The organism is Alphaproteobacteria bacterium (genome assembly GCA_016699305.1).
GTDB lineage: Bacteria > Pseudomonadota > Alphaproteobacteria.
The window spans coordinates 755,948-773,367 of sequence record CP064970.1 but is presented as its reverse complement, the minus strand read 5'-3'; the positions used below and the strand labels follow the sequence as shown (position 1 = coordinate 773,367).

The following is a 17,420-nucleotide window of genomic DNA, read 5'->3' as shown; positions in this document are numbered from 1 at the left end:
GCCATGATGCCCAACCGCGCGGATCCTTCTTTGCTCAGCCGCTGGTGGTGGACGGTGGATCGCTGGACATTGGGCGCGATTGGTTTGCTGATGCTGCTGGGCATCGTGCTGATCCAGGCCGCAGGCTCGGCCGTGGCCGGACGCATCGGCCTATCGCCCTTCTATTTCTTTGAACGCCACATGATCGTGCTGGTGGTGGGCTTGTTCGTCATGTTGGCCACCTCGCTGCTTAGCCCCGTATCGACGCGACGCCTGGCGGTGGTGGGATGCTTAATCTCTCTCGTTCTGGTGGCCGCCACCTTGTTTTGGGGAGTCGAGATCAAAGGCGCGCGCCGTTGGCTGGCCTTGCCCGGCCTGTCCTTTCAGCCTTCGGAGTTCTTAAAGCCTTGCCTGGCCGTCAGCCTGGCTTGGCTGTTGGCCCATGGCATCCAAGCGCCGGGCTTTCCCGGTCGTCTGCTGGGCTTGGCTCTGCTGAGTTTGGCCTTTGGCTTGCTGCTGATGCAGCCTGACATGGGCATGACCTTACTGATCTTGTTCACGTCGGGCTGTCAGTTGTTCATGGCCGGATTATCCGTGCGCTGGGTCGTGGCGATCTTACCCGTGGGCGCGATTGCCGCCTATGGCGCGTATCTGACATTTCCCCATGTCACCAGCCGCATCGACCGTTTCCTGGACCCGGCCAGCGGCGACACCTATCAGGTTCAACGCGCCCTGGAAGCTTTCGCCAATGGCGGCCTATTGGGAGCCGGTCCCGGAGAAGGCACCGTCAAGAACCATCTGCCCGATGCCCATGCCGATTTCATCTTTGCCGTCGCGGGCGAGGAAATGGGGGCCATCGTCTGCCTCTTCATCATCGCTTTGTTCGCCTTCATCACCATACGCGGCCTGTTGGCACTCCGTAACGAACGCAATCTTTTCGCCCTGCTCGCGGCGGGCGGATTGTTGGTGCAGATGGGCATGCAGGCCTTCATCAATATGGGTTCCGCCTTGCATCTCACGCCCACCAAAGGCATGACCTTGCCCTTTATCTCTTATGGCGGTTCTTCCCTCTGGGCATTGGCCCTGGCGGCGGGTATGATCTTGTCCCTGACACGAAAGCGATACGAGACATGGGAATCCCTGGAATCATGACCGTCACGGACCCCGCCGCCGTCATCCTGAAACGCCCCATCATCCTGGCGGCAGGAGGGACGGGCGGTCACGTCTTTCCCGCTTTGGCGGTGGCGGCGGAACTTTTGGAACGCGGACAGCGCGTGACCTTGGCGACCGATGTGCGGGGACGGCGTTTTCTGAAAGACGCTCTGCCGCGCGGCCTGAAAGTCGTGGTGCTGCCTGCAGGCCGTGGCGGCGGTTCGATCTTTGCCAAGCTCGCGGGCGTCATCAAGGCCGGAATGGGGCTGGCATGCGCGCTGACATGGTTCGGCGTCCAACGTCCGGCCATGGTGCTGGGCTTTGGCGGCTATCCCACATTGCCGCCGCTGTGGGCCGCGTGGATATACGGCATCCCGATGGCGATACACGAAGCCAATGCCGTCATGGGCAAGGCCAATATCTCTTTCCGACACCGCGCTTGGCTGGTGGCCACCTCCTTCGCCAAAACGCAAGGCTGCGAGGATATCGAAGCGGGCCGCATGGTGACGACCGGCACCCCCGTGCGCGAAGCGATCGCCGCCATCGGCGCGCAGCCCTACCCCGCCACGCAAGGGCAAAAACTGAAGATTTTGGTCATCGGCGGCAGCCAAGGCGCGCAGAAACTGGCGCAGATCGTGGCCGAATCCGTGATGCATCTGCCTTTGAGCTTGCGGCAGAATCTGCGCATCGACTTGCAAGCGCCTCAGGACTTCCTGGCCCGCGCCCAAGCTTTGTTGCGCGATTCCGGGGTGGAAGGCGACGTGCAAACTTTCTTTTCCGACATCACCGAACGCTTGACCGCGTGCCATCTGGTCATCGCGCGGGCGGGGGCTTCCAGCGTGGCCGAGATCATGACCGCCGGACGTCCGGCGATCTTCGTGCCTTATCCCCATGCCTTGCGCGACGAGCAAAGCGCCAATGTCCGCGAAGCCGAAGCGGCAGGGGCCGCCTGGGTCATGGCCGAGGCCAGTTTAACCAGCGAATCCCTGGCGGCACGTCTGGAATCATTGCTGGGCATTCCCGCGACCTTGCAATTGGCCGCCAGTGCCAGCCGGACGCTCAGCCATCCCCACGCTGCGCGCCAATTGGCCGACATGGTCGAACGCCTGGGTTCGGTGCGCGTCAACGCGCAAGGACGCGCATCCACATGAGACACCCTCAGATTCTTCAGCCCCGGCTTAGCCCCACCCCTTTGCCGGTGGGAACGGTGCATTTCTTGGGCATTGGCGGCATCGGCATGAGCGGCATCGCCGAGATTCTCCACAATCTGGGCTATCGCGTGCAAGGCAGCGATCTGGCCGAAAGCGCCAATGTCCAGCGTCTTCGCGCGCGCGGCATTCCCGTGGCGATCGGCCATCGCGCCGAAAATCTGGGCATGGCGGGTGTGGTGGTCGTCTCCTCCGCCGTCAAGAAAGACAATCCCGAGATCGTGGCCGCCCGCGCGGCCTTTATCCCCGTGGTGCGTCGCGCCGAGATGTTGGCCGAGCTGATGCGCCTGAAATGGTCGGTGGCCGTGGGCGGCACGCATGGCAAGACCACCACCACCTCGCTGATCGCCTCGGTATTCGACAAAGCGGGAATGGACCCCACCGTTATCAATGGCGGAATCATCAATTCCTATGGCACCAATGCGCGCCTGGGCGCGGGCGATTGGATGATCGTGGAGTCGGACGAATCCGACGGCACATTCACCCATCTGCCCGCCACCATCGCCGTGGTCACCAATATCGACCCCGAGCATATGGACCATTACGGCGATTTCGACGCCGTCCGGCGCGCCTTCGCCACTTTTGTCGAGAATATCCCCTTTTACGGCTTTGCCGTCATGTGCCTGGACCATCCGGAAGTCCAGTCGTTGATCCCGGTTTTGGATGATCGGCGCATCGTGACTTATGGGTTCACGCCACAGGCCGATATCCGCGCCGTGGATGTGGAAACCACGCGAGATGGCAGCCTATTCGACGCCGTCATCACCGACCGCCGCACCGGAAAAGAGCGCCGCATGCCGCAGATGAACTTGTCCATGCTGGGCCGGCACAATGTGCAAAACGCGCTGGCCGCCTTGGCCGTGGGCGTCACCATGGACCTGCCCGAATCCGCCTTGCGCGCCGCCTTGGCCGAGTTCACCGGCGTCAAACGTCGCTTTACCCGCACGGGCGAAGTGAACGGGGTGACCGTCATCGACGATTACGGCCATCATCCGGTGGAGATCGCCGCCGTCTTATCGGCGGCGCGTCTGGCCACCGGCGGCAAGGGCCGCACCATCGCCGTCATGCAGCCGCATCGCTATACGCGCCTGGCCAGCCTGTTCGAGGAGTTCTGCACCTGCTTTAACGAGGCGGATATCGTGATCGTGGCCGATGTCTATGCTGCAGGCGAGCCGCCCATCGAAGGCATCAACCGCGATATGTTGGCCGAAAAGCTGCGCGCCCACGGGCATCGCCAGGTCCTGACTCTGGAAGGGCCCGAGCGTCTGGCCGGCTTGGTGCATGATCTGGCCCAGCCGGGCGATTTCGTCGTATGCCTGGGCGCGGGCAGCATCTCGCAATGGGCCAACGCCCTGCCAGGCCAGTTGACGGTCCTGGCGGGCGAGTCGTTGTCCAACAAAGCCGTGAGCGTCTAAATGTCCGACTCCGAGCCTACCTCCACATCCGCCTTCGTGCCGCTCGACGGACCGGCCCTGCTGCTTCGTCTGCCCCGTGTACGCGGCGATCTTCAAACCCATGTGCCGCTGGCACCGCTGACATGGTTTCGCGTCGGCGGACCGGCCGAGGTCATGTTCCGTCCCGCCGATGCCCAGGACCTGGCGGATTTTCTGGCAGCATGTCCACCGGATGTGCCTATCACGCCCATCGGCCTGGCCTCGAACCTGCTGATCCGCGACGGCGGCGTGCCGGGCGTCGTCATTCGCCTAGGCCCCGCCTTTCGTAAGATCGAGACGCAGGGCTTGAGGATTGAAAGCGGTGCCGCCGCCGCCAATATCGACGTCGCCCGCGCGGGCGCGACCGCCGGAATCGCGGGGCTGGAATTTCTGATCGGCATTCCCGGCTCGATCGGCGGAGGCGTACGCATGAATGCGGGTGCCTATGGCAGCGAGTTTCGCCAAGTCCTACATCATGCGCATATCGTCCACCGCGATGGGCGCCAGGAGGACCTAAGCGTCGAGCAACTGGGCCTGGTCTATCGCGGCAGCGCCTTACCTGGCGATTCCATTGTCACATCGGCCATCTTGGAAGGTACGCCCGGCGAGACGGAGACCATCCGCGCCCGCATGCGCGATATCCAAAGCAACCGCGAGGACACGCAGCCCCTACGCGCGCGCACCTGCGGATCGACATTCCGCAATCCGCCTGGACAAAAAGCCTGGCAGGTGATCGAACAAGCCGGATGCCGAGGCCTATGCGTGGGCGATGCCGAGGTTTCGCAGATGCATTGCAATTTCCTGATCAATCGCGGCGAGGCCACGGCCGCCGATATCGAGGCCTTGGCCGAAGAAGTCCGCCGCCGCGTGCGTGAATCGCTTGGCATCGATCTGGAATGGGAAATCCGGCGTCTGGGCCAAGCCGCTTCATCGGAATCAGATTCGCATGGCCCGGTTGCGCCGTAGCCACCTGCCGCCGCCGCGCCGACGCGGACGGCGCAAGCCGCCCGTGCAATGGTCGCTGCGCCTTGTGGCCATCGCCGCCGCGATCGCCGCTTTATGCCTGATGCTCTCCGCTTTGGTATGGGGTTGGCGTTCGGGCTGGTTCGAGCGTCAAGCCCAAGCCGTTCAGGCCAGCCTTTGGAATCAAACTCTCGAATGGAGCAGGCAGGCGGGTCTGCGCGTCGATGACATCGTGGTCGAGGGCCGGCAAGAGACTCCCCTGGTCGATGTGTTGACCGAGCTTGGCATCATGCGCGGCGGCCCGATCATGGAATTCGACACGGCAGCCAGCCAACAACGCCTGCGTCAATTGCCGTGGGTGTCCGAAGCCTTCGTCGCGCGCCGACTGCCTCGGCGCATCGTGGTGCGGTTGATCGAAAGGCGACCGATGGCCTTGTGGCAGAATGACCGACGCATGGCATTGATCGACGATACGGGCCGCGTTTTGACACGCGAGAATCTCGAACGCTTCCGGCATCTGCCGCTGTTGGTAGGCGAAGGTGCCGAAAAAGAGGGCGCGCGTTTCCTGGCCGAGGTGTCGCAGTGTTCCGCCTTATCAGGCCGCACACTGACGGCACAGCGCATTGCCAATCGACGCTGGGATTTGCGCCTTGACGATAAGATCACCTTGAACTTCCCCGAAGAGCAAACGGCATCGGCCATCGCCCGTCTTTGCAAGCTTCAGTCGCAACAGCATGTCCTGGACGGGTTGTTCGTCAGTATCGATCTGCGCTTCGAGGACCGCTTGATCGTCCAGCGTCGTCCCGATGTTGCGCCCGACCCTATCGCCCCACCCCCCGTTAAGACCGGTTCCAAGCCATGAGCGCTGCTTCGTTTTCTCCTCTTGTGCGTCCTCGTGCCCAAGCTCTGCTGCGCCGCGACCAACCGATCGCCGCCTTGGATGTGGGCACCAGCAAGATCGCCTGCCTGATCGGCGTGCTGGACGAGAATGACGGGCTGAAGGTCATCGGCATCGGCCACCAGGCCGCCACCGGCATGCGCCAGGGCATGGTCGTGGATGTCGAGGCGGCGCATCAATCCATCACTCAGGCCATGGATTCGGCCGAACAAATGGCCGGCACGACGGCCGAGCATGTCTTGGTCACGTTGGGCGGCGCGCCCATTCGTTCGCGCGAAATGCGTGTCGAGATGGAGATCGGCGGGCGTGAAGTCACCGCGCAGGATGTAAATCGCGCCTTTTTGCAAGCCACGAATCAAGAGCCGGAAGAACCAAGCTTTTCGGGCGGCGCGCAGCTTGAAACCGTTCACTTGCTCCCCAGCGGCTTTCTTTTAGACGGGCATGAGGGCATCCATGACCCGCGCGGCCTGGTCGGTCATCAATTGGTTGCCCGTGTGGTGCGGGTGGAAGCCTCCTATACCGCCTTGCACACCCTGCTCAACACGCTGACCCGATGCGGGGTCGAGCGCGTCCAGGGACTAAGCCTTGGCGTCTATGCCAGCGGCTTTGCCTGTCTGACCGAGGATGAAATGCAATTGGGCGCGACCATCGTCGATATGGGCGCGGGCACCACCAGTTTCGCCCTATTCAGCGAGGGCGAGGCCGTCCATATGAACGCGCTGCCCATCGGTGGGGCGCATGTCACCGCCGATATCGCCCATGGCCTGACCACCTCTTTGCCCCAGGCCGAGCGATTAAAGATCCTACACGGCAACGCCCTGCCCAGCCCCAGCGACGACCGCGCCGCCATCGACGTGCTGCCTATGGGGGAAAGCGTCGCGCGGCAAAGACCGCGTTCCGAGCTGACCCGCATCATTCGTCCGCGCGTGGAAGAAATCTTTGAAATGCTGCGCGAGAGCATGGACGAAGCGGCCTTACGCAGTTCCGCCCGGCGCGTCGTGCTGACCGGCGGTGCCAGCCAAATGCCCGGCATGGTCGAGCTTGCCGAGCGCAAACTGGAACGCCCTGTGCGCCTGGGCCAACCCTTTGGCATCAACGGCCTTGACCTTTTGTCAGCCGACAGCCCCGCTTTTTCCTCCGCCGTGGGCCTATTGCTGCAAGCCCGCCGCCCCGGCCTTTCCGCCGCCGTCGCCCAATCCCTTGCCCCGTCCAGTTGGCTGGGCAAGGCATGGAGCTGGGTGCGACAAAATATCTGATCCGCGCCGCTAGGGCGCTTCCTAAATTAATACATTGAATTATATTATATATTTCTTTTGGTACCTATGCCAAAAATAGGGTCATTTTATGATAGGGGCCTCTTTTTTCCTGGCTTTCATCTATTCTTCATCTATACTCTCTAGTGAAGAGATTCGAATGCGCCGTCCATGGTGGACGGTGTCAGGACAGGCCAGCAACGAAAAGTTCATCGTGGCCCGTCGCGGTTAGAGTATGACCGCAACCGCTTTCCGGCAAGGACCGCAAAGCGGGTGGTTGACTAAGGAGAAATGTCCCTATTCATGTCGTTTAACGATCTAGGTTTAAGTGCCGAAGTGCAGCGCGCGGTCGCTGACCTCGGGTATCAATCCCCCACCCCTATCCAGCAACAAGCGATCCCCCTGGTTCTGGCCGGACACGATGTTTTGGGCTGCGCCCAGACAGGCACCGGTAAGACGGCGGGTTTTGTGCTTCCCATGCTGGATAAACTGTCCCAGGGCCGAGCCAAGGCGCGCATGCCGCGATCCTTGATTCTGGAACCCACGCGCGAATTGGCGGCCCAGGTGGCCGGCGATTTTGACAATTATGGACGCCATCACCGCCTGACCCAGGCATTGCTGATCGGCGGCGAGTCGATGGACGCGCAGATACGCCGCATGGAAACCGGCGTGGATGTGCTGATCGCCACCCCCGGCCGCCTGATGGACTTGTTCGATCGCGGACGCATCTTGATGACGGATATTCGCATGTTCGTCATTGACGAGGCCGACCGTATGCTGGATATGGGGTTCATTCCCGATATCGAGAAGATCGCCTCGCGTCTGCCCAAGAGCCGCCAGACATTGTTGTTCTCGGCCACCATGCCGACCGAGATTCGCAAATTGGCGCAAAAATTCCTGACAAACCCCAAGGAAGTCAGCGTCGCGCCGCCTTCCTCCACCGTCGATGCCATCGCGCAATCGGTGGTCAAGGTGGCCAGCCGCGACAAGCGCGACGTGCTGCGAGATCTGCTGCGCGGTCAACAGGTGGACAGCGCCTTCATTTTCTGCAATCGCAAGCGCGATGTGGATGTCCTGTTCAATTCCTTAAAGCGTCACGGCTTTCCCGTCGGTGCCTTGCATGGCGACATGCCCCAGGAACGCCGCACGGAGATTCTGGCCTCTTTCAAAGGGGGCGAAACGCGCCTTTTGGTATGCAGCGACGTGGCGGCCCGAGGTCTGGACATCGACAATGTCAGCCATGTGTTCAACTTTGATGTGCCGATCAACGCCGAAGACTATGTCCACCGCATTGGCCGCACAGGCCGTGCCGGACGCTCGGGCTCGGCGGTGACCTTGGTCACTTCCAGCGAGGGCGAACGTTTGCAGGCCATCGAGTCTCTGATCCGTCGCCCCATTCCCGCTTTGGCTGGGTTTGAAGCGCCGGCACAAGGAATCGAGGCAGAACCCTCAAGCGAAACTGAAAAGCCGCGCCGTACCATGCGCGGCGGTCGTGGCGGCGGGACCCGTGTTGGTCAAGCGCGTGCGCCCAGCACGCGCGGCGAACACAGCGCCGAAACGCCTTCGCCCGTATCCGTGCACCGCAGTGCCACCGTCGCCAGGGAAGAAACGCCCCAGCCGCGTCCTAGCCTGCCTCTGCCCAATCCGCCTCTGCCCAGCGCAAGGCCGGTCTTTGAACATACGGCTATGGCGCCCAGCTCTATGGCTACGGCCTCGCAGCACAGCTTTGCCGCACGGCCCGAGCGTCAGTTTCATCAAACCGCCGTCGTCCGGCACTCTGGCCCCGGATTCCATGGCGACCGCGTTCCGGCCTTCATGCAAAAACCCGTCCCGGCACGGGTAATCCCGGCTGGGGAATAATATTCCTGCAAGCAAGCCCCTGTTGGAAACAATTTTGGAAACAGGGGTTTGCCGCCGCCCGTGACAATTCGGGCCTGGCGCGCTAAGACAGGTTCCGTACTTGTCGCAACGCATCCCGCACTTGGATGGTCATGGCGCACGATCTGCTCTTTATCCTGTTTTCCAGCGTGTTGCTCTTGGCCGCCGTCATGGTGGTCGCGGCGCGGCATCCGGTGCATGCGGTGCTGTTCCTGATTCTGGCCTTTATCAACGCCGCCGGTTTGTTCCTGCTGCTGGGGGCCGAGTTTCTCGCCCTTGTCTTGATCGTCGTTTATGTCGGGGCGGTCGCGGTGTTGTTCCTGTTCCTGGTCATGATGCTGGATATTCCCCTGCATGATCCCAGCTTGCGCCGCCATCGGCCCGTGGCCTTGGCTATCGGCGCGTTGCTGGCGGCGCAATTGGGCACAGCGGCTTGGTCATGGTCGCATGACGCCGCCGCCATTCCGGCCAAGGGGGCGGAGAAGCTGTTTTCTTTGGGTGCCTTAGGCCGCGTGCTGTACACCAAGGACGCGGTGGCGTTCCAGATGGTCGGGATGATTCTGCTGGTGGCCATGATTGGGGCGATCGTTCTGACCTTGCGACGCCGCGAGGGAGTCAAACGGCAGGACCTGGACGCGCAAATCGCCCGTGATCCTCGCGAGGTTCTGACTTTGACGCATCCGCCCGTCGGTGGGGGAGTGAATATCGAACGATGATCATCAATCTTGGCCATTATCTGATCGTCTCGGCCCTGCTGCTGGCCATCGGCGCGGGCGGCATGGTGGTGCATCGGCGCAATCTGATTGCGCTGCTGATGTGTCTTGAACTGGTCCTGCTGGCCTCCACCCTTAATATCCTGACCTTTGCCCTGCACTGGGGCGATCTGCGCGGCCATGTGCTGGCGTTGGTCGTTCTGGCGGTGGCGGCGGCGGAAACGGCGGTGGCATTGGCGATACTGGTGGCCTGGTTCCGTCTGCGCGGCACCATTGCCACTGACACCATGACCGAACTTAAAGGTTAGAACGCAAGCCATGCTTGCTTTGTGGATGAAGGTAACAATCCCATGTCCCTGACGCCCCACGCGCCGTCCCATTTGTTGATGCTGTTGACCTTCCTGCCTCTATTGGGCGTGGCGGTCATCGCGGCAAGTTCGCGGTTAAAGGGCGCTGAGGCCGTCGCGCGTTGGAGTGCGCTGGTCACCTCCATCATCGGGGTGGTTTTGGCCGCCTGGGCCTTACGCGCGATGCCGCCGGGCTGTTCTTGCGTGGCCTTGAGCCGTCACTATGAATGGTTGCCCCATCTGGGCCTTATCCATATCAAGGGCATTGACGGCTTTTCCGCCTGGTTCATCATGGTCACCGCCATCTTGGTGCCGTTGTCGATCTTAGCTTCGTGGCGATCGATCACGCAGCGCGTGCCATTGTTCATGTCGTTGCTGTTGGTGCTAGAGACGGCTTTGCTGGGGGCCTTCACCACGCTGGACCTGGTGGCCTTCTATGTCTTTTTCGAAGGCACGTTGGTTCCGATGTTCCTGCTGATCGCCTTGTGGGGCGGCCCGGCGCGACGGCATGCGGCGTTCAAGTTCTTTCTGTTCACATTCGCCGGTTCCGTTCTGATGCTGGTGGCGATGATCGCCTTGTATCTGCACACCGGCAGCGCGGACATGACCGCCATACCCCGCCTGCTAAGCCCCGGCCAACAGCCCTTGCCGCCTGAGATATCCGGCTGGATCTGGGCAGCGTTCTTTCTGGCCCTGGCCATCAAGATGCCTCTATGGCCCATGCATACCTGGTTGCCCTATGCCCATGTCGAAGCGCCGACGGCAGGGTCCATGCTGTTGGCGGGAATCCTGCTGAAGCTGGGCGGTTATGGCATGATCCGCTTTCTGTTGCAGATGATGCCCGGCACCAGTTTGGATTTTTCTCCTCTGGTCATGGGCTTGGCGGTGATCGCCATCGTCTATGCCTCTTTGGTGGCTCTGACACAGTCCGATATGAAGAAATTGGTGGCCTATTCCTCGGTCGCGCATATGGGCTTTGCCGTGCTGGGCCTGTTCAGCTTCACGCCGCAGGGCCTGCAAGGCGCGATGTTGGTCATGATCTCGCATGCTTTGGTTTCGGCGGGATTATTCTATGCCGTGGGCGTTTTGTATGAACGCCGTCACAGCCGGGACATCGCTGATTACGGCGGCTTGGCGGGCAGCATGCCGCGCTTTGCCGTGGCCTTGATGCTGTTGACCTTGGCCTCTATCGGCCTACCTGGCACCAGCGGCTTTGTCGGAGAATTTCTTGCGCTGCAAGGCGCGTTCATCTCGCGGCAATGGGCGGCAGCGGGTGGTGCGCTGGGCATGGTGCTGGGCGCGGCCTATATGCTGATCTTATACCGCCGTTTGGTCTTTACCGCTCCCGCCACGCCCCCTGCTGTCACCCCTGACCTGGAAGCGCGGGAAACGTTGATCTTTGTCGTCCTGGGTCTTGGTATCCTGGCGATGGGATTGCATCCTTCTTTCGTGCAAGCCTTATTCGCGCCGGGTGTGGACGACATTGTGGCGGGTGCCTTGGCCTTAACAGGAACCGGATCATGACTCCCCTGTCTGAAATTTGGGCCATGGCCCCCCTGTTGATCGTGGCCACCACGGCCTTGCTGTTGGTGGTCCTGTCCGCATGGCGCAGCACAGCCGCTGCTGGAGGTTTGGCGGCAAGCCTTGCTGCTATAGGAGCATTGTTGGCCCTGGCGGCATCCGTGACGCCTCTGGTTCTGGGCATAGACTTGCCTGCTACTTTATTCAGCGGCGCTCTCAACGCCGATTCCTTCTCGCAGATCACGCAAGCCGGTCTGCTGCTGGCCGTGGCCGCCGGGCTATGGGCCATGCGCGGCATGATCGAGGCGCATCATATCGCCCGTCCCGAATGGTCGGCTCTGGTCCTGATTGCGACTTTGGGCATGATGGTGACGGTGGCGGCCAATGACTTTATCGTCTTGTATGTGGGGCTGGAGCTACAAGCCTTGTGCCTGTATATCCTGGCCGCCTTGCGGCGCGACGATCCGCGCAGCGTCGAAGCGGGGCTAAAATATGTGGTGCTGGGGGGCTTGGCCTCGGGCATCTTCCTGTTCGGCCTATCCTTGGTCTATGGCGCGTCGGGACAGCTTAGCTACGACGCCATGGCCTCGGCCTTTACGCCGGGGGGCAAGCCCGCGCCGCTGATGATGGCCGGTTTGGTTCTGTTGTTGGCGGGATTGATGTTCAAGCTGGCCGCCGCGCCCTTCCATATGTGGGCACCCGATGTCTATCAGGGCGCGCCCACGCCTTCGGTCGTGATTTTTGCTGCCGCGCCCAAATTGGCCGCTATCGCCGTGCTTGTGCGCGTGGTATGGGACCCTCTGGCCGAATGGAGCGAGGTTTGGCAGCCCGTGATCGTGGTCGTGGCCACGGTGTCGATGGCCATCGGCGCTTTGGCGGCTCTGGCACAACAAGATTTAAAACGCCTATTGGCCTACAGCGCTATCGGCCATGCCGGTTACGCCTTGTTGGGTCTGGCCGCCGCTCAGCGCGAAGGGGCAGGGGCCGCCTTGGCCTATGTGATCTTCTATCTGCCCGCCGCCATCGTGGCCTTGTCTGTGCTGGCCGCCTTGCGCCAAGACGGCCAACCGGTGCAAACCCTATCGGCCTTGACCGGTCTATCCCGCCGTCATCCTGGCGCGGCGCTGACCATGACCGCCGCCTTGCTGTCTCTGGCAGGGGTGCCGCCTTTGGCGGGGTTCTTCGGTAAGTTCTTTATCTTCGTGCCGTTGATCCAAGCGGGAATGGCTCCTTTGGCCATCTTCGGTGCCGTCACCAGCGTGGTGGCCGCCGCCTATTACCTGCGCGTGGTGCATGCGATCTATGACGATCCTGAACGCGCCAGGCCGATACGCATGCATGCGGTAGGCCCCGGCGAATTCCTGCCCTCCTTCGGCTTGCGGGCCGTGACCCTGGTGGCCGGTTTGGCTTTGCTGGCTGGCCCCTTCGTGGCCGGTCCCGTGATGAGCTTGGCCGATGCGGCCTTGGCACCTTTGTTCTCCACCGCTCCCCCTTCATAAGATCATCATGCCTGCTCATCCTCTTTGGCCCCAAGGTTGGCAGATCGAGACGCATGACACACTGCCCAGCACCCAGATTCGCATGAGCGAATGGGCCGAGCAGGACGCGCCCGAACGCAGCCTGGTCTGGGCCAAGGCGCAATCGAACGGGGTCGGGCGCCGAGGGCATCAGTGGGTCTCGCCGCCAGGGAATTTGTATGTCTCGTTCCTGCTCTGTCCGAAAGTGACGGTCTCGCGCGTTCCTGAACTGGGCTTTGTAATTTCCCTGGCTGTCTTGCGCGCCCTGGAAGAATATCTTCCCGATAATAAAAAAGCCGCCCTGCTCCTGAAATGGCCAAATGATGTCTTGCTAGAAGGCGGTAAGATCGCCGGTTTAATGCTGGAATGTGTGCCCCACGGCGTCATCATCGGATTAGGCGTTAATCTGAATCAATGCCCCACAGACACGCCTCGTCCCGCCACCGCCCTGGCCGCGCATGGAGCTTCGGTCGATGTGGCGGAGTTTCTGGCCCGGCTTCTAGTCTGTCTGGATAACGTCTATGCCCTTTGGCAGACGGACGGATTCGCCCCCATCCGCACGGCATGGGGAACACGGGCCGCTTTCCAGCCCGGCGACCGGATCGACATTCATTTGCCCCATGAGAACTTTTCCGCCCGCTTAACCGCATGGGAAGATAATGGCGCGCTGCGCGTGACCTTGGATGATGGAAGCGTCCGCCTGATCCATGCGGGGGACGTGTTTTTCTTTTCTCCGCCTAACTGTGGAAAATAACGACCAAGCGCACGGACGATTTCATTTGATCCCCCACAGGCTTCCTTGCGATCTTATGCCCCTGCCTATTCAACGAACACAAGGTGCCCGACGGCATGGCCGAAAAATCCTCCTCATCCAAACGCTGGCTGGCCCGCCAACACAAGGACCCCTATGTCGCCGCCGCCAAGCGCGACGGGTGGCGTTCGCGCGCGGCCTATAAATTATTGGAACTGGACGAACGTTTCCATCTGCTGCGCCCCGGTCAAAGCGTGCTGGACCTGGGGGCCGCGCCGGGCGGATGGAGCGAAGTCGCCGCCAAGGCGCTGAAGCTGGACGAGAACGGCACCAGTCGCGTCGTGGCCGTGGACATTCTGCCCATGGAGTCGATTGGGCGAGTCACAATCCTGACTCATGACTTCATGAGCGAAGACGCGCCCGCGACAATCATCGCCGCATGCGGCGGGAAAGTTGATCTTGTCCTAAGCGATATGGCCCCCTCGACCATCGGTCATGCGCAAACGGATCATTGGCGACAAATGGCGTTGGCCGAAGCGGCGGCTGATTTGATCCCTCATATTCTGAAGAAAGGCGGCAGCTTTGTTTGTAAAACTTTTCAAGGCGGCGATAGCGCGGCATTCTTTGCAAAATTGAAGTCTCAATTCACGACAATTCGTCGTGTCAAACCTGAAGCAAGTCGCAAGGATTCTGTGGAGATGTTTATCCTTGCTCAGGGTTTTAAAGGTTAAAAACGACACAGTCACCCGAATATTTTTGGAATTTCTTGCCTTTTTGGAGCTTTTTATTCCTGGTCGACCATGAAAAACTTGAATAATAGACATTCACATGCCATAAATTTCCTTGTGGTCAAGAATCACAACATGTCCAACACAGGAGAAACGCGCAATGAGTACAGAAATGAACAGTGATAAAGTCCTGACCTCGAACATCGCTGCGGCCTATCTTGGCCACAACACACTTTCCATGCAGCAAGTTCCTGAGCTGATCTCATCGATCTACAACTCGCTGCAGAATCTGGGCACATCGAATCCTGTCAAGGAAACAGAACCGCAAAAGCCGGCCGTGTCCATTCGCAAGTCCTATAACAAGGACGAGATTATTTGTCTGGAATGCGGCGAACGCTTGAAGATCCTGAAGCGTCATTTGCGCACCGCGCACAATATCAGCACGGACGAATACAAGACCAAATGGGGTCTGCCTACTGATTATCCTGTGGTCGCCCCCAGCTATTCGGCGCAGCGTTCCAAATTCGCCAAAGACATTGGCCTTGGCAACAAGGCGGCTGTCGCCCGTGGTCGGCGCGGTCGTTCCTAAAAACCTCGCGTAACCCGCGCAAACAAAGCGGCCCCCGACTTGCTTGACAGGTGGGGGCCGTTTCTTTTAGCGTGCGTGTCGCGGTCCTTGGTAGGTTCGCCGCAGATCTTCGGGCCGTTCACAACAGTCAGGTGTGTGTCATGAAAGTTGTCAATTCTCTCAAGACGTTGAAAAAGCGTCATAAAGCCTGCCGGGTTATCCGTCGCAAAGGCCGCGTCTATGTCATCAACAAGGAAAATCCGCGCTTTAAGGCCCGCCAGGGCTAAGCTATCGGGCGGCGCATGATGCCGCCTTTTCCTGCTCTGGCCGCTTTATGCGCCCGAAAGATATCGGGCTTGTATCTGGGGGGCGGGGATTTGGTTAGTCCTTTATTGTCCGTCTGTTCGTCCCGCGCCTTTCGGCGCGGGTCTGTTTTTTGCGTGATGCTGGTTCTGCTGGGCATCGTGTTGCTATGGCCGCTGGATATGCGGCGGCTGTCCCCCTCGCCGATGGTTCTATCGGCGGATGGCCAGGTCTTACGCGCCTTTCTCTCTCCACAACAAAGTTGGCGATTATCCACCGCGCCGGAAGATGTCGATCCTCTTTATCTACGTATGCTGACCGCATGGGAGGATCGACGATTCTATCAGCATGCCGGGGTTGATGTTCTGGCGCTGGGCCGCGCTGTGCATCAGTCGGCGCAGCATGGACGCATCGTCTCGGGCGCATCGACGCTGAGCATGCAAGTCGCGCGTCTGCTGAATCCCACGCGCACGCCGCGCCATATGGGAACCAAGCTGCTTCAAATGCGCGATGCGATACGTCTGGAAATCGCTCTGTCTAAAGACGAAATCCTTCGCGCTTATCTGACTCTGGCTCCTTTCGGCGGCAATATCGAAGGCGTTCGTGCCGGTTCGCTGGCTTGGCTGGGCAAAGCGCCGCGCCGTCTGACCGCCGCCGAGGCCGCTTTGTTGGTCGCCCTGCCGCAGCAACCCGAACGCGCGCGGCCCGACCGCAACCCCGATGCCGCCCGCGCCGCGCGCGACCGCGTGTTGGCCCGCATGGCCCAGCTTGGCATCCTTTCACCCGGCCAAGCCCAGGAAGCCACCGCCGATCCCCTACCCAGTCGCCGCCATCTTCTGCCCTTTCGCGCCCCGCATCTGGCCGAACGGTTGCGGATAGGAGCAAAGCCCGGCCCAGATGGCGTGATCCGCAGTTGGATCGCCGCCGATCTGCAAACCGCCATCGAGACCGTGGCGCAACAAGAAATAGCGCGTTTGGATCCTTCCGCCACGCTGGCCGTGATGGTGGTGGACAACGCCAGCCGCAAGGTTCAGGCGGCCATCGGATCGGCGTCTTATTTCGACGCCCCACGCCAAGGCGCGGTGGATATGACTTTTGCCGTACGCTCGCCCGGTTCCACCTTAAAGCCTACAATTTATGCCATGGCCTTTGACGAGGGCTGGCTGCATCCGCAGACCTTAATACGCGATCAGGCCACCGCCTTTGGCGATTACGCGCCTCAAAACTTCCTGCAAAACCACGAAGGCGATGTCACCGCCTGTCAGGCGCTGCAACTTTCGCTGAACATGCCTGCCGTGGCCGTGCTGGATCGTTTATCCCCGGTACGTTTCGATGCTTTGCTACGCCGCGCGGGGGTCAAACCGCGATTGCCTGCAGGTGGTGCGCCTGCCCTGCCGATGGCGCTGGGCGGCGTGGGCGTGACCTTGCACGAGATGATGGGGCTATATGTCGCCCTGGCCGATGGCGGACTGGCCGCGCCTTTACTGTGGCGTCAGGATGACAAGCCTCCCACGACACCGCAGCGCCTGTTCTCGCCCGCCGCCGCCTGGCAGGTGGCCGATTGTCTGTTGGGCGCGCCACCCGCTCCGGGCATGGCAAACGCTCAGGATCGGGCCAACATGGCGTTTAAGACGGGCACGTCCTATGGCTTTCGAGACGCCTGGGCCTTTGGTTTTGACGGCAAGACCACGGTGGGCGTGTGGGTGGGCCGCGCCGATGGCTCGCCCAGTCCTGGCCGCATCGGACGCGACACGGCGGTGCCCATTCTGATGCAGATATTTGCCCTGCTTCCGCCGCCGCATTCCACGCCAGCCCCCTATCCGCCGCCCGAGGGCGTGCGCCGCATTGCGTCAAGCTTTGATCTTCCCCCCGCCTTGCGCCGCCTGGTCACCGGCACCACGCGCCCGACCAGCTTGGCTTTCTTGAACAGGCAAGACGAAGACTCTTTGCGCATTGTCTTTCCCCCCGATGGCGCGACTTTGGACTGGAACGCACTGAACCAGTCGGGTCTGGATATGGTGATCCGTGGCGGCACACCGCCTTATTCATGGATGGTCAATGATAGTGTCCTGCCCAGCTCTAACCTGATGGCCGACGGGCATCAGGCGTTATGGCATCCATCTGGGCAAGGCGCCGTACGCTTGCGCGTGGTGGATTCCACCGGCCAAGCGGTGGGCGCGGAATTCTGGATGCAGTAGAGAGAGTTCC

Annotated in this window: 16 protein-coding genes; all 16 read left to right on the top strand. The window is 61.1% G+C overall.

Annotation, left to right across the window (positions count from 1 at the left end):
* Window positions 1–3 precede the first annotated feature (3 nt).
* Entirely contained in the window at window positions 4–1,131 is a 1,128-nt protein-coding gene (locus IPI58_03575) for a cell division protein FtsW (protein ID QQR69742.1), read from the top strand.
* Entirely contained in the window at window positions 1,128–2,282 is a 1,155-nt protein-coding gene (locus IPI58_03570) for a UDP-N-acetylglucosamine--N-acetylmuramyl-(pentapeptide) pyrophosphoryl-undecaprenol N-acetylglucosamine transferase (protein ID QQR69741.1), read from the top strand. The genes IPI58_03575 and IPI58_03570 overlap by 4 nt, the downstream gene beginning before the upstream one ends.
* On the top strand, window positions 2,279–3,754 hold the full coding sequence (locus tag IPI58_03565) for a UDP-N-acetylmuramate--L-alanine ligase (GenBank protein QQR69740.1): 1,476 nt from the start codon (window positions 2,279–2,281) through the stop codon (window positions 3,752–3,754). The genes IPI58_03570 and IPI58_03565 overlap by 4 nt, the downstream gene beginning before the upstream one ends.
* The gene (gene murB / locus IPI58_03560) at window positions 3,755–4,738 is read left to right on the top strand and encodes a UDP-N-acetylmuramate dehydrogenase (GenBank protein QQR69739.1); all 984 of its coding nucleotides are present in this window, start codon (window positions 3,755–3,757) and stop codon (window positions 4,736–4,738) included.
* Window positions 4,719–5,597: an FtsQ-type POTRA domain-containing protein gene (locus IPI58_03555; protein ID QQR69738.1), complete on the top strand. Its 879-nt coding sequence runs from the start codon at window positions 4,719–4,721 to the stop codon at window positions 5,595–5,597. Before murB ends, IPI58_03555 begins: the two co-directional genes overlap by 20 nt.
* Window positions 5,594–6,889 (top strand): cell division protein FtsA, encoded by a 1,296-nt coding sequence (ftsA, locus tag IPI58_03550; protein QQR69737.1) that lies wholly within the window; start codon window positions 5,594–5,596, stop codon window positions 6,887–6,889. The genes IPI58_03555 and ftsA overlap by 4 nt, the downstream gene beginning before the upstream one ends.
* Before the next feature lie 300 nt (window positions 6,890–7,189).
* Entirely contained in the window at window positions 7,190–8,746 is a 1,557-nt protein-coding gene (locus tag IPI58_03545) for a DEAD/DEAH box helicase (protein QQR69736.1), read from the top strand.
* A gap of 125 nt (window positions 8,747–8,871) precedes the next feature.
* The gene (locus tag IPI58_03540) at window positions 8,872–9,480 is read left to right on the top strand and encodes an NADH-quinone oxidoreductase subunit J (GenBank protein QQR69735.1); all 609 of its coding nucleotides are present in this window, start codon (window positions 8,872–8,874) and stop codon (window positions 9,478–9,480) included.
* Complete coding sequence (nuoK, locus tag IPI58_03535) at window positions 9,477–9,785, top strand: NADH-quinone oxidoreductase subunit NuoK (GenBank protein QQR69734.1); 309 nt, start codon at window positions 9,477–9,479, stop codon at window positions 9,783–9,785. Before IPI58_03540 ends, nuoK begins: the two co-directional genes overlap by 4 nt.
* A 72-nt stretch (window positions 9,786–9,857) precedes the next feature.
* Window positions 9,858–11,348, top strand: a complete 1,491-nt coding sequence (locus tag IPI58_03530; GenBank protein QQR70032.1) for an NADH-quinone oxidoreductase subunit M — start codon at window positions 9,858–9,860, stop codon at window positions 11,346–11,348.
* On the top strand, window positions 11,345–12,844 hold the full coding sequence (locus tag IPI58_03525; GenBank protein QQR69733.1) for an NADH-quinone oxidoreductase subunit N: 1,500 nt from the start codon (window positions 11,345–11,347) through the stop codon (window positions 12,842–12,844). Before IPI58_03530 ends, IPI58_03525 begins: the two co-directional genes overlap by 4 nt.
* A 7-nt stretch (window positions 12,845–12,851) precedes the next feature.
* Window positions 12,852–13,616, top strand: coding sequence for a biotin--[acetyl-CoA-carboxylase] ligase (locus IPI58_03520; protein QQR69732.1), 765 nt, complete (start codon window positions 12,852–12,854; stop codon window positions 13,614–13,616).
* A 95-nt stretch (window positions 13,617–13,711) separates the two neighbouring features.
* Complete coding sequence (locus tag IPI58_03515; GenBank protein QQR69731.1) at window positions 13,712–14,344, top strand: RlmE family RNA methyltransferase; 633 nt, start codon at window positions 13,712–13,714, stop codon at window positions 14,342–14,344.
* Between the two features lie 169 nt (window positions 14,345–14,513).
* Complete coding sequence (locus IPI58_03510) at window positions 14,514–14,930, top strand: MucR family transcriptional regulator (GenBank protein QQR70031.1); 417 nt, start codon at window positions 14,514–14,516, stop codon at window positions 14,928–14,930.
* Window positions 14,931–15,070: 140 nt separating this feature from the next.
* Window positions 15,071–15,196, top strand: a complete 126-nt coding sequence (rpmJ, locus tag IPI58_03505) for a 50S ribosomal protein L36 (protein ID QQR69730.1) — start codon at window positions 15,071–15,073, stop codon at window positions 15,194–15,196.
* Window positions 15,197–15,352: 156 nt separating this feature from the next.
* On the top strand, window positions 15,353–17,410 hold the full coding sequence (gene pbpC / locus IPI58_03500) for a penicillin-binding protein 1C (protein ID QQR70030.1): 2,058 nt from the start codon (window positions 15,353–15,355) through the stop codon (window positions 17,408–17,410).
* Window positions 17,411–17,420: the final 10 nt, after the last annotated feature.